Source organism: Phaeovulum sp. (assembly GCF_041596715.1).
Classification (GTDB): domain Bacteria; phylum Pseudomonadota; class Alphaproteobacteria; order Rhodobacterales; family Rhodobacteraceae; genus UBA6213.
Genome location: NZ_JBFHIA010000082.1, coordinates 1 through 11805 on the forward strand (window position 1 = coordinate 1; position 11805 = coordinate 11805).

Below are 11805 nucleotides of genomic sequence, written 5' to 3' on the forward strand. Positions count from 1 at the left end.
GATTGCCGCGCGGCACAATTTGCTGCGGGGTAATTGCTGCGGATCGGAAACAGGCATCCGACTGTCGTACCCGACGGAAATGGTTGAATTGCTGGCAACATGGCCCCGCCGCGCCTATAACAAGGGGGCCGGGTATCTTCCGGCGCTGAAATCCGGGGGCCCCATGTCGCAGTCTGCAACTCGGCGCGTCGCGTTCTTGCTGCTTTTGGCGGTGACACTTTACGTCGCCTTTACCGGAGGTTGGTGATGGCAGAGCGCTTTGGCGGAAAGTTCAGCCCACAGGCCAAGCCTGACATGCAGGCCCGCCAACCCGCCGCGGTGCCGCGCCATCCGCTTGCGGCGCGCCCGGCGTGGCTAGTGGCGGCGGCGACCCCGTTTCTTTTGACCGCTTTTGGTGAACCGGCGGCGGGCCTTGCCGTCGATTTCGCAGCCTTCGCGGCCTTTGCCACTGCCGCTTTCGTCACCCGCGAGGGGTTGCGCGCCGAGGCGGCCTTTAACGCCCGCAAGGTGGCGCGTCGGCCTGCGTTTCCGCGCAAGGGGCTGGGGGCGGTACTGGTGGGCGCGGGGCTATTTCTTGGGGCCTATGCCCCCGGTGCCGGTTTTTCGGGCCCGATCATTCTGAGCGCGGTAGGCATTGTGCTGCACCTTCTGGCCTTCGGCCTTGACCCGATGCGCGACAAGGGCATGGAGGGGGTGGACGCCTTTCAGCAAGACCGCGTGGCCCGCGTGGTGGGCGAGGGCGAAAAACTGCTGGCCGGGATGCAGGATGCCATATTGCGTGCGCGCGACCGCAAGCTTGAGGCCCGCGTAGGCCAGTTCATCGCGCAGGCGCGCGCGCTGTTTCGCGCGGTTGAGGATGACCCGCGCGATCTGACCGCGGCGCGCAAATACATGGGCGTGTATCTATTGGGCGCGCGCGATGCGACCGCGCGCTTTGCCGACCTTTACGCAGCCACGCGCGATGCCAAGGCGCGCGCCGATTATGAGGCACTGCTTGGCGACCTTGAAACGACTTTCGCCGCTCAGACGCTGGAACTGATTGAAAACGGGCGCGAAGACCTCGACATTGAAATCGAAGTATTGCGCGACCGACTGGCGCGCGAGGGCGTGCCTAGCCCGTCAACAGTGGAGACAAAGCCATGACCGATACCGTTCGCGACAAGGCCGCCGCGGCGCTGGCCGAAGTAGAGGCCGCAACCGCCGTGGTGCTGGCCGAGCCGGGCAAAGAGGTCGTCGCGCTGGCAGACGCCCCGGCGCCGCTGGCCGAAGAAATCCGCCGCCGTATCGACGAAATCGACCTGACCGACACCGGCTCGATCGTCAACTTCGGCGCGCGCGCGCAAAGCGAATTGCAGGTTATCAGCCAAGCCATGCTGACCGACGTGAAAAACAAGGATGTCGGCCCCGCGGGCGATAGCCTGCGCCAGATCGTCACCACGATCCGCGGCTTTTCGGTATCCGAGCTTGACGTGCGCCGCAGTCGCAGCTGGTGGGAAAAGCTGATCGGCCGCGCCGCACCCTTTGCCGATTTCATTGCGCGGTTCGAAAACGTGCAGGGCCAGATCGACAAGGTCACCGACGACCTCTTGGGCCACGAGCACAAGCTGCTCAAGGATATCAAGTCGCTCGACATGCTTTATGACAAGACGCTGAGTTTCTATGATGAGCTGGCGCTTTACATCGCGGCGGGCGAGGAAAAGCTGCGCGAACTCGATGCCACCACGATCCCTGCGAAAGAGGCCGAGGTTGCGAAAGCACCAGAGGACGATCAGGTCATGCAAGCCCAGCAGTTGCGCGATCTGCGCTCGGCGCGCGACGATCTTGAGCGGCGCGTGCACGATCTGAAGCTGACGCGGCAGGTGACCATGCAAAGCCTGCCGTCGATCCGGCTGGTGCAAGAAAACGACAAGAGCCTTGTGACCAAGATCAGCTCGACGCTGGTCAACACCGTGCCGCTTTGGGAAACGCAACTGGCGCAGGCGGTCACGATTCAGCGCAGCGCCGAGGCCGCCAAGGCGGTGCGCGCCGCCAACGATCTGACCAACGAGCTTTTGACCGCGAACGCCAAGAACCTGCGGCAGGCCAACAAGGTCGTGCGCGAGGAAATGGAGCGCGGCGTGTTCGACATCGAGGCGGTCAAGGCGGCCAATGCCGAGCTGATTGGCACGATCGAGGACAGCCTGCGCATTGCCGACGAGGGCAAGCGGCGGCGCGCCGCGGCCGAGACAGAACTCAAGAAGATGGAGGCCGATCTGCGCGACACGCTCGCCTCGGCGCGCGCGCGCAACGACAAGGCTGGCGCCACCATCGGCACCTCGGTCTGAACATGCGCGAGATGCAGCTGCCTTGCCGTAGCCTCGCCCTCCGCCCTCGGGCGGGGGTGGCGGTGCTTTTGGCCACGGCGCTGATGCTGGCAGGCTGCGCCGAGTTGCCGCCTGCGGTGGTAACCACGGCCCCCCCCGCACCAGCCGCCCTGCCTGAACCCGCCGTTTCGCCGCGCTCGCCCACCAGCGAGGCGATGCGTACACGCTTTGCGGCGGTGCAAGAGCGGATGCTGGCACAGGGGTTGCTTCGCACCGAATTGCAGCCGCAAGATGCCTTGTATTCCGCATCGCAACTGACGGAAAACTTCATTCGCATCGCGCTTTATGACGAATACTCTTCGTTCGGAGGCAATTTCGTGGCGCGCGAAACTGCCGCCCGCCTGCGCCGCTGGGAAGCGCCGGTGCGCATGAACATCGAGTTCGGTGCCTCGATCCCGCTGGCGCAGCGCAACGCCGACCGCATCACGCTGGCCTCGACCGCCTCGCGGCTAGGTTACGTCACCGGGCATCCGGTCAGCGTCAGCGCGCAGAACCCCAATTTCACCGTGCTGATGCTGAACGAAGATGAGCGGCGCGCAATCGGCCCAAGGCTGGCGTCGTTGGTGCCCGGTATCGACCCCGCCGTGGTCCGCACGGTGACGAACCTGCCCGATAGCACCTATTGTGTGGTCTTTGCCTTTTCGCAGGGCGATAGCGGTGTTTACACGCGTGCCGTCGCAGTGATCCGTGGCGAACACCCGGACCTGTTGCGCCAGTCGTGTTTTCACGAAGAACTGGCGCAGGGCATGGGGCTGGCCAACGACAGCCCGGCCGCACGCCCATCGGTCTTCAATGACGATGAAGAGTTTGCGCTGCTGACCCGCCATGATGATCTGCTGCTGCGCATCCTTTATGACCCGCGCCTTCGCACCGGCATGTTAGAAGCCGAGGCCCGTCCGATCGTTTCCACCATCGTCGCCCAGCTAATGGGCGGCACCAGTTGACCTAGTGCAGGAGCAACCCCATGGGTATTCTCGATTTTCTGACCGGCGAATTCATTGATGTCATCCACTGGGTCGATGATACGCGCGACACCATGGTCTGGCGTTTCGAACGCGAGGGGCACGCGATCAAATACGGCGCCAAACTGACCGTGCGCGAGGGGCAGACGGCGGTGTTCGTGCACGAAGGGCAACTGGCCGATGTGTTCGGCCCCGGGCTCTATATGCTCGAAACCAACAACATGCCTTTGCTGACCACCTTGCAGCATTGGGACCACGGATTCAAATCGCCCTTTAAATCAGAGATTTACTTCGTCAACACCACCCGCTTCAATGACCTGAAATGGGGCACCAAGAACCCGATCATCTGCCGCGACCCCGAGTTTGGCCCGGTGCGGCTGCGCGCCTTTGGCACCTATTCGATGCGCGTGACGGACGCTGCGAGGTTCATGAGAGAGATCGTCGGCACCGATGGCGAGTTCACCTCGGACGAAGTGAGTTTTCAGGTGCGCAACGTGATCGTGCAAGAGCTGAGCCGCGTGCTCGCAAGCTCGGGCATTCCGGTGCTCGACATGGCGGCGAACACGGCCGATCTGGCCAAGTTGGTAAACACCGCGATTGCGCCCAAAATCGCCGAGTACGGGCTGGAGTTGCCCGAGTTCTACATCGAAAACGTAAGCCTGCCCGAAGAGGTGGAAAAGGTGCTCGACAAGCGCACATCGGTCGGGCTGGCGGGCGATCTGAGCAAATACACGCAGTTTGCTGCCGCCGAGGCATTGGGCAATGCAGGCGGTGCGGGCGGCGCGATGGGTGCGGCGGTAGGCGCGGGCATGGGCATGGCGATGGGCGCGCAGATGGCGCAGCCGGGGCCTTGGGGTGCGGCCGCAGCCGCACCAATGGCCCCGCCACCACCGCCACCGATGGAAACCGTGTGGCACATTGCCGAGGCCGGTGCGACCAAGGGGCCATATGGGCGCGGGCATCTGGGGCGCATGGCCGCCGATGGCAGCTTTACGCGCAGCACGCTGGTCTGGTCGCCGGGATATGCGGGCTGGGTTGCCGCGGACACTGTGCCAGAGCTTGCGCAGCTATTCACAATTCTGCCGCCGCCACCGCCGCCGGGTGTGTGAGGTCTGACAGATGGCTGGAATCGAGCGGGAACACCGCTACCCTTGCGAGGCCTGCGGGGCTGACTTGCGCTTTGCGCCGGGGCAGGCCGAACTTGTGTGCGACCATTGTGGCCACAGCCAGTCAATTCCTGCCGCGACCGGCCAGGGCACGGCCACGGGGCTGGGCGAGCTTGATCTGCAAGCCGGGCTCCACGCCGATCTGCCACTGGCCGCCACCGAGGAATTGCGCACGCTCTCATGCCCCAATTGCGCCGCGCTGATCGAGTTTGAGGGCGCGGAACACGCCACCGAATGCCCCTTCTGCGCCACACCGGTGGTGGTAGACCCCGGCGCGAGCCGGATGATCAAGGTGCAGGCGCTGGCCCCGTTCAAGCTGACCGAGGACGAAGCGCGCGAAGCACTTGGGCGCTGGCTTGGCCGGCTATGGTTCGCGCCGGGTGGGGTGCAACAATACGCGCGCCGTGGCCGCCGCCTGACGGGGGTCTATTCGCCGTTCTGGACCTTCGATGCCGATACCCGCTCGGCCTATACCGGGCAGCGGGGCGATGCCTATTACGAGACGGAATGGGTCACGGTCACGCGCAACGGCAAGACCACGCGCGAAAGCCGCCGGGTGCGCCATATCCGATGGAGCCGCGTCAAGGGCCGCGTGGCGCGCGCGTTCGACGATGTGCTGATACTCGCGGCGCGGTCGCTACCGCGCAAGCATACCGATGCGCTGCGGCCTTGGGACTTGGGCGCGCTGGTGCCCTATAACCCCGATTTCGTCGCAGGCTTCACCGCCGAAGGCTACACCGTGCAACTGGGCGAAGGCCACGAACTGGCGCGAGAGGAAATGGCGCGCATCATCACCTCGGATGTGCGCCGCGACATCGGTGGTGACGAGCAGCGGATCGAAACCATCCACACCGACTGGTCGGACGAGACTTTCAAGCACATCCTTCTGCCGGTCTGGACCGCCGCCTACAAATACCGCGGCAAAAGCTTTCGCTTCGTGGTCAACGGCCAGACCGGCAAGGTGCAGGGCGAGCGGCCGTGGTCGTGGATCAAGATCACCTTCGCCGTGATCGTGGCGGCGGTGATCGCGGGGGTTGTGATTTATTTCAGCCAGCAGGCGCAATAAAGGCCGGGGGCCCGGCACCCCCGGCCCCCGAGCAAGACGCGCGATCAAGGCGCTAGCTCAGCCCTTGCCGATCGTCACCTTCTTGGTTTTTGAAATCTTTTCTGGTGATTTCTTCTTGACCGAAACGGTCAGCACACCGCCAACAAGGTCGGCCTTGACCGCGCTTTCATCGGCATCCATCGGTAGACGGAACGAGCGTGAGAAACTGCCGAACTGGCGTTCAGAGAAATACCAAGTTTCGCCCTTTTCCTCGCGCGAGGTTTTCTTTTCACCCTTCACGGTGACGATGCCATCATCCACGGTGATCTCGACGTCCTTTTCGTCTACGCCGGGCAGTTCCATCGCGATCGTATAGGCACCATCCTTTTCACTCGCCTCGGCGGCGGGTGCGACCCATTCCGCAAGCCGGGTGCCGAAGGTGCGGAAAGGCTCATATAGCGTTGGCCAGAAGCCGCTGGTAAGGGATTTCTCAACCATTTTGACCTCCTTTAACTGAGTTTTTTCCTGCTTCGCAGGTGGGGATTTCGCGACCTTTTTTCAAGAACTGCCGCTATGCCGCGCTGCTTGGTTGCCGCGTCGGACGATCGGCGGTATCAGCGTGGGGATGGGCCAAACGGGGGCGCGGAATGATCCTGTGTTGCGGCGAAGCGCTGATCGACATGCTGATGCGCGAAACACCTGCGGGTGAGGCTGCTTTTGCGCCCTACCCCGGCGGCGCGGTGTTCAACACCGCTGTGGCACTTGGGCGGCTGGGGGCGGAAAGCGGGCTTTTAAGCGGCATCTCGCAGGACTTGTTCGGCGAGATGCTGATGCAGGCGCTAGCCTCCTCCAAGGTCGATGCATCGCTGGTGATACGCTCGGCGCGGCCTACGACGCTGGCCTTCGTCACGCTCGCAGGTGGGCAGGCGCGCTATGCGTTTTATGACGAGGCCACCGCCGGGCGGATGCTGACCCCTGCCGATCTGCCCGCGCTGCCAGCTGCGGCGGAGGCGCTTTTCTTTGGTGGCATCTCGTTGATGGTCGAGCCATGCGGTTCGGCCTACGAGGCGCTTATGGCCCGCGATGCGGCGCGTCGAACCTGCATGATCGACCCCAATGTCCGCCCCGATTTCATCACAGACCCGGTGGCCTACCGCGCGCGGATCGAACGGATGTTGCAGCTTGCCGATATCGTCAAGCTTTCGGACGAAGACCTTGGATGGCTATCCGGGCCGGGGTCCATTGAAACGCGGGCGCGGAAGGTTTTGACGGGCCGCACGCGCCTTGTGTTCGTGACCGAAGGTGCCAAGGGCGCACATGCGTTCTGGGCGGATCAGGCGATATTCGAACCTGCGCGCAAGGTGCCCGTGGCCGATACCGTGGGCGCGGGCGATACCTTCAACGCAGGCGTTCTTGCGGCGCTCGGGCGGGCCGGAGTACTTGGCAAGGGCGATGCGGCGCTGACCGAACCCGAGGTTGTTCGCGCCGCGTTGCGGCTGGGGGTGCAGGCGGCGGCGGTGACGGTGTCGCGCGCAGGTGCGAACCCGCCTTGGGCTGAGGAGCTGGAATGAGGGTTCTGGTGCAGCGCGTTTCGCAAGCGCGTGTGACCGTGGCAGAACGAGTAACGGGCGAGATCGGGCGTGGCCTGCTGCTGCTTGTCTGCGCCATGCAGGGCGATACCGAGGCCGAAGCCGAAAAGCTGGCCGCGCGGGTGGCCAAGCTGCGCATCTTTCGCGATGCTGCCGAAAAGATGAACCTGAGCGTGCAGGATGTGGGCGGCGCGGCACTGGTGGTCAGCCAGTTCACGCTGGCCGCCGATACCTCGCGCGGCAACCGCCCCGGCTTTTCCACCGCCGCCCCGCCCGAAATCGGCGAGCGGCTGTATCAGCATTTCGCTGCGCATTTGCGCGGCTTGGGCCTGACCGTAGAGATGGGCGAGTTTGGTGCCGACATGGCGGTGGCCCTGGTCAACGACGGCCCGGTGACGATCTGGATGGACAGCGCCGAACGCGGCTGATGGGTCAGAACGCTTGACATTTACGCGCGTTTACCCCATTTGGGCCGGGTCGACATCCGCTGCCGCGTGAGCAGCCGTGCCCTTTGGGGGCGCCCGGATGCGGCACATGGTTCCCAATTCACGCGGGGGTCCGGCAGGCCAGTGGCCTGCGCCCCGCCCCGAATGCCCCCGCCAAGGTGGGGGCGAAACCCTATGCGCGCTTGGCACATGCCCGGCGCAATCTGAAAGTAAACACTTGGAAAACTTCGATAGCCTCGGGCTTTCGAGCCTTGTCACCTCCAATCTCGCGGGCCTTGGCCTGCACAAGCCCACGCCCATTCAGGCAGAGGGCATTCCCGCATTGGTCGCCGGGCGCGACCTTTTGGGGCTGGCGCAAACCGGCACCGGCAAGACCGCTGCCTTTGGCTTGCCGATCATCACCCGCCTGATCGAACAGAACCGCCGCCCGAACCCGAAAACCGTGCGCGCGCTGATCCTTGCCCCGACCCGCGAACTGGCCACCCAGATTGCCGAAAACCTTACCGCCTATGCGCAAGGTTCGCCCATCCGGGTGTTCCGCGTGGTGGGTGGTGCGTCGATCTTTGTGCAGTCCGAGCGGCTGGCGCGCGGCGTTGATGTGCTGATCGCAACACCCGGTCGGCTTTTGGACCTGCTGGACCGCCGCGCGCTGTCGCTGGCGGAAACGCGCTATCTGGTGCTGGACGAGGCCGACCAGATGCTCGACATCGGCTTCATCCACGCGCTGCGCCGTATCGCGGGGCTTTTGCCCGAACAGCGCCAGACCATGCTTTTTTCGGCGACCATGCCGAAACTGATGGAAGAACTGGCCGACAGCTATCTGCGCGATCCGGTGCGCGTGCAGGTCGCGCCCCCCGGCCAGCCGGTAGAAAAGATCGACCAAGGTGTGCATTTCGTCAATCAGGGCGAAAAGGCGGCCCTGCTGGCCGAGTACCTTTCGAAACATCCGGGCGAGTTGGCGCTGGTGTTTGGTCGCACCAAGCACGGTTCGGAAAAGCTGAGCAAGCTTCTGACCAACTGGGGCTTTTCGGTCGGCTCGATCCACGGCAACAAAAGCCAAGGCCAGCGCGAACGCGCGCTTGCCTCGTTCCGCTCGGGCGAGGTGCAGGTGCTGGTTGCAACCGATGTGGCGGCGCGCGGGCTCGACATTCCCGAGGTGCGCCACGTCTATAACTACGAATTGCCGAACGTGCCCGAAAACTACGTGCACCGGATCGGCCGCACGGCGCGCGCCGGGCGCTCTGGCCGGGCGGTGGCGTTTTGCGCACCGGGCGAGTTGGCAGAACTGCGCGGCATCGAAAAGACCATGAAGAAGGCAATCCCGGTGATTGGCGGCGATGCCCCGGTCGGTATGCCGGAACCTTCGGCTGGCCGCGCGGGCGGTGGGCGCAAAGGTGGCGGCGGTGGCGGCAAATCTTATGGGCGGGGCGGCGCACCCAAGGGCGGAAAACCCGCCTTCAAGGGGCCGAAACCTGCGGCCAAGCACGGCAAAGCGGCCTCTGAGGGCGGCAATGCCCGCCCGGCACGGCGCCCCTCGCGCCGGCCCAAAAGCGAACAGGCTGCCTGAGCAAAAAGGGGCGGTGCGCAAAGCGCCGCCCTACCCTCCTGCCTGCCGCCAAGCCGCGCGTTTACGATGCGCGAGACGATCTTCAGCATTGATAGCGCCCGCTTGGGCCTGCGCGTTGGCAGCAGCCATGCGAGGGGGTATTTTGCCCCGCCGGGGGCTTGCTTGTGCCCCACGCCGCGCGCTATGGCTCGGCCATGGCCAAGCTACATTTCCACTTCTCGACCATGAACGCGGGCAAAAGCACCTTGCTGTTGCAGGCTGCGCATAACTACCACGAAGGCGGTATGCAGACCTATCTTTTGACCGCGCGCTTCGACAACCGCGCGGGCGAAGGGCGGATCGCCAGCCGCATCGGCATCGGCTCGCCCGCAGACACGTTTGACGCCGAAAGTGATCTTTACGTCATGATCGCGGCGCGTCTGGATACTGGCCCCTGCGCCTGCGTGTTTCTTGACGAAGCGCAATTCTTGAGCCGCGAGCAAGTCTGGCAACTCGCGCGCGCGGTTGATGACCTGCGGGTGCCGGTCATGGCATACGGACTGCGGGTCGATTTTCGCGGCGAGCTTTTCCCCGGCTCTGCCGCGCTACTGGCGCTGGCAGATGAAATGCGCGAAGTGCGCACCATCTGCCACTGCGGCAAGAAGGCAACCATGGTCGTGCGCAAAGGGCCAGACGGGCGCGCGCTGCGCGATGGCGAGCAGGTGCAGATCGGCGGCAACGAGACCTATGTGTCGCTTTGCCGCAAGCACTGGCGTGAGGCCGTGGGCGACGCCTGAGCGCGCCAGAACGGCACCGCGCGAAGCTCAGGCGCGTTCAAGCAGCACCGAGCCCACCGAATAACCCGCACCATACGAACAGATCAGCCCCAGATCGCCCGGCTGCATTTCGCCGTTCGACATGTCGAACGCCAGAATCGCGCCCGCCGAAGAGGTGTTTGCGTATTCCTCAAGCACATTCGGGGTTTCGCCGGGCGCAGGGTCGCGGCCAAGAACGCGACGCGCGATCATGTCGTTCATGCCCTTGTTGGCCTGATGCAGCCAAAGCCGCTTCAGCGACGCAGGCTCCAACCCTTCGCTGTGCAAATGCGCCAGCACATGGGCTGCGACCATCGGCACCACTTCCTTGAATACCTTGCGACCTTCCTGCACGAACTGCATATCGCGCCGATCTGCCATGCCATCGGGCCGGTTGCGGCGCAAAAAACCGTTGTTGTTACGGATGTTGTTGGAAAACTCGGTGGCGCAGTTGCAAGAACGCACCTTGAAATGCGCACCTTTCGCGTCTTCTGCGCGCTCCATCACCACGGCGGTGCAGGCGTCGCCGAAAATGAAGTGGCAATCACGGTCGCGCCACTCGATATGGCCGGTGGTGATTTCCGGGCTGACGATCAACGCCTTGCGCACGCTGCCCGCGCGGATCATGTCGGACGCCGCTTGTATGGCAACCGTAGCCGATGAACAGCCAACCACCATGTCGAAGGCAAACCCCTTGGCGCCCAGCAATTTCTGAATCTCGATCGACACCGCCGGATAGGCGCGCTCGATGTTGGATGCCGCGCAGATCACCAGATCAAAGTCGGTCGCCGCAACCCCGGCGCGCGCCAGCGCCTGATCTGCCGCGCGCAGCGCCATTTCCGCCATCATCGACGGCTCGTCATTGCTGCGCTGGCGAAAGTGGGGATACATCCGCTCTGGGTCCATCAACCCTTCGCGCGTCATCACATGGCGCTGCAAAATGCCCGAGGCCTTGTAGATGAACTCGGTCGAGGAATGTTCCTTGGCTTCAACCGTTCCGGCGACGATTTCGGCGGCATGCTTGGCGTTGAACCAGTCGGCGTGCTGGTTGTAGCTTTCGACCAATTCCTCATTGGTGATGACATCGGGGGGCACATAAACCCCGGTTGCGGTGATCGCTGGTTGGTACATAATGCCCCCTTCTCGGTTGCCGCCAGATCAACCCGCAAAGGGGTAAAGGTCAACCCCCGCCGCGAGGTCACACCGTGTTCGGCAGCGGTTGACCGCTGGCAAAAGCGGCAAGGTTGGCCAGCACCATTCGCCCCATGCCGTCGCGCACCTCTTCGGACGCTGTGCCAAGATGGGGTAGCAACGTGACATTTTCCAGTGCCAATAGCCGGGCCGGAACCTCTGGTTCGCGTTCATAGACGTCCAGCCCCGCCCCGGCGATGCTGCGGCTTTCAAGCGCACGTATCAGTGCTGCTTCATCAACCACGTCGCCGCGCGCGATGTTGACGAGATGCCCGTGGGCCGGCATCGCGGCCAGTGCGGCAGCGTCGATCAGATGCCGCGTGGCAGGCCCACCCGGCACCGCCACCACGACAAAATCGGCCTCCATCGCCTCGGCCACGCTGGCCACCTGCCGCGCGGGCAGGCCGGGGTCCGCAACGGGCGAGCGGTTGAAATAGACGATCTGCATGCCAAAGCCGAAATGCGCGCGCCGCGCCACCGCGCGGCCGATCCGGCCCATGCCGATGATGCCTAGCCGCTTGCCGCTGACATGCTGGCCCAGCAATTGCGTCGGCTGCCAGCCGCCCCAGCGCCCGGCGCGCAGCATCCGCTCGCCCTCGCCCGCGCGGCGCGCGCTCATCAATAGCAGCGTCATGGCGATATCTGCGGTGGCGTCGGTAACGGCCCCCGGCGTGTTGGTAAC

At 64.2% G+C, this 11805-nt stretch carries 13 protein-coding genes; 10 read left to right on the forward strand and 3 right to left on the reverse strand.

The window, feature by feature from the left end; translation table 11 throughout:
- From ABY403_RS07455 to ABY403_RS07480, 6 genes are all read left to right on the forward strand, one after another.
- Nucleotides 1-247 (forward strand): hypothetical protein (locus ABY403_RS07455; RefSeq protein ID WP_372840138.1); only part of this gene is annotated, 247 nt, incomplete at its 5' end.
- Complete coding sequence (locus ABY403_RS07460) at nucleotides 247-1143, forward strand: 5-bromo-4-chloroindolyl phosphate hydrolysis family protein (protein WP_372840139.1); 897 nt, start codon at nucleotides 247-249, stop codon at nucleotides 1141-1143. The genes ABY403_RS07455 and ABY403_RS07460, both read left to right, overlap by 1 nt.
- Nucleotides 1140-2324 carry a toxic anion resistance protein gene (locus ABY403_RS07465; RefSeq protein ID WP_372840140.1) on the forward strand — a complete coding sequence of 395 codons (1185 nt, stop codon included), beginning with the start codon at nucleotides 1140-1142 and terminating at the stop codon, nucleotides 2322-2324. The genes ABY403_RS07460 and ABY403_RS07465 overlap by 4 nt, the downstream gene beginning before the upstream one ends.
- A gap of 11 nt (nucleotides 2325-2335) precedes the next feature.
- Nucleotides 2336-3307, forward strand: coding sequence for a DUF2927 domain-containing protein (locus ABY403_RS07470; protein ID WP_372840149.1), 972 nt, complete (start codon nucleotides 2336-2338; stop codon nucleotides 3305-3307).
- A gap of 20 nt (nucleotides 3308-3327) precedes the next feature.
- Nucleotides 3328-4434, forward strand: a complete 1107-nt coding sequence (locus ABY403_RS07475) for an SPFH domain-containing protein (protein WP_372840141.1) — start codon at nucleotides 3328-3330, stop codon at nucleotides 4432-4434.
- Nucleotides 4435-4453: 19 nt separating this feature from the next.
- Nucleotides 4454-5557, forward strand: a complete 1104-nt coding sequence (locus ABY403_RS07480; RefSeq protein WP_372840150.1) for a primosomal protein N' (replication factor Y) - superfamily II helicase — start codon at nucleotides 4454-4456, stop codon at nucleotides 5555-5557.
- Nucleotides 5558-5614: 57 nt separating this feature from the next.
- Here the strand turns inward: ABY403_RS07480 and ABY403_RS07485 are convergent, their stop codons facing one another.
- Nucleotides 5615-6034, reverse strand: a complete 420-nt coding sequence (locus ABY403_RS07485) for an Hsp20/alpha crystallin family protein (RefSeq protein WP_372840142.1) — start codon at nucleotides 6032-6034, stop codon at nucleotides 5615-5617.
- A 149-nt stretch (nucleotides 6035-6183) separates the two neighbouring features.
- Here ABY403_RS07485 and ABY403_RS07490 point away from each other — a divergent pair, with 149 nt between their 5' ends.
- The 4 genes from ABY403_RS07490 to ABY403_RS07505 all read left to right on the forward strand — a co-directional run bounded on the left by ABY403_RS07490 (nucleotide 6184) and on the right by ABY403_RS07505 (nucleotide 9914).
- Nucleotides 6184-7107, forward strand: coding sequence for a carbohydrate kinase (locus tag ABY403_RS07490; protein WP_372840143.1), 924 nt, complete (start codon nucleotides 6184-6186; stop codon nucleotides 7105-7107).
- Nucleotides 7104-7553, forward strand: coding sequence for a D-aminoacyl-tRNA deacylase (gene dtd / locus ABY403_RS07495; RefSeq protein ID WP_372840144.1), 450 nt, complete (start codon nucleotides 7104-7106; stop codon nucleotides 7551-7553). Before ABY403_RS07490 ends, dtd begins: the two co-directional genes overlap by 4 nt.
- 235 nt (nucleotides 7554-7788) lie before the next feature.
- Nucleotides 7789-9138, forward strand: a complete 1350-nt coding sequence (locus ABY403_RS07500) for a DEAD/DEAH box helicase (protein ID WP_372840145.1) — start codon at nucleotides 7789-7791, stop codon at nucleotides 9136-9138.
- 194 nt (nucleotides 9139-9332) lie between these two features.
- Complete coding sequence (locus tag ABY403_RS07505) at nucleotides 9333-9914, forward strand: thymidine kinase (protein WP_372840146.1); 582 nt, start codon at nucleotides 9333-9335, stop codon at nucleotides 9912-9914.
- A gap of 27 nt (nucleotides 9915-9941) precedes the next feature.
- Here the strand turns inward: ABY403_RS07505 and ABY403_RS07510 are convergent, their stop codons facing one another.
- Together ABY403_RS07510 and ABY403_RS07515 are read right to left on the reverse strand one after the other, a co-directional pair.
- A complete protein-coding gene (locus ABY403_RS07510; RefSeq protein ID WP_372840147.1) occupies nucleotides 9942-11063 on the reverse strand; it encodes a beta-ketoacyl-ACP synthase III in 1122 nt (373 codons plus the stop codon).
- A gap of 67 nt (nucleotides 11064-11130) precedes the next feature.
- The coding region (locus ABY403_RS07515) for an NAD(P)-dependent oxidoreductase (protein ID WP_372840148.1) at nucleotides 11131-11805 on the reverse strand (675 nt) is incomplete at its 5' end.

Excerpts from the sequence above, each read along its gene's own strand:
- ABY403_RS07490 (WP_372840143.1), top strand. The coding sequence starts at position 6,184 with ATGATCCTGTGTTGCGGCGAAGCGCTGATCGACATGCTGATGCGCGAA.
- ABY403_RS07460 (WP_372840139.1), top strand. The coding sequence starts at position 247 with ATGGCAGAGCGCTTTGGCGGAAAGTTCAGCCCACAGGCCAAGCCTGAC.
- ABY403_RS07470 (WP_372840149.1), top strand. The coding sequence starts at position 2,336 with ATGCAGCTGCCTTGCCGTAGCCTCGCCCTCCGCCCTCGGGCGGGGGTG.
- ABY403_RS07475 (WP_372840141.1), top strand. The coding sequence starts at position 3,328 with ATGGGTATTCTCGATTTTCTGACCGGCGAATTCATTGATGTCATCCAC.
- ABY403_RS07505 (WP_372840146.1), top strand. The coding sequence starts at position 9,333 with ATGGCCAAGCTACATTTCCACTTCTCGACCATGAACGCGGGCAAAAGC.
- ABY403_RS07465 (WP_372840140.1), top strand. The coding sequence starts at position 1,140 with ATGACCGATACCGTTCGCGACAAGGCCGCCGCGGCGCTGGCCGAAGTA.
- ABY403_RS07510 (WP_372840147.1), bottom strand. The coding sequence starts at position 11,063 with ATGTACCAACCAGCGATCACCGCAACCGGGGTTTATGTGCCCCCCGAT.
- dtd (WP_372840144.1), top strand. The coding sequence starts at position 7,104 with ATGAGGGTTCTGGTGCAGCGCGTTTCGCAAGCGCGTGTGACCGTGGCA.
- ABY403_RS07485 (WP_372840142.1), bottom strand. The coding sequence starts at position 6,034 with ATGGTTGAGAAATCCCTTACCAGCGGCTTCTGGCCAACGCTATATGAG.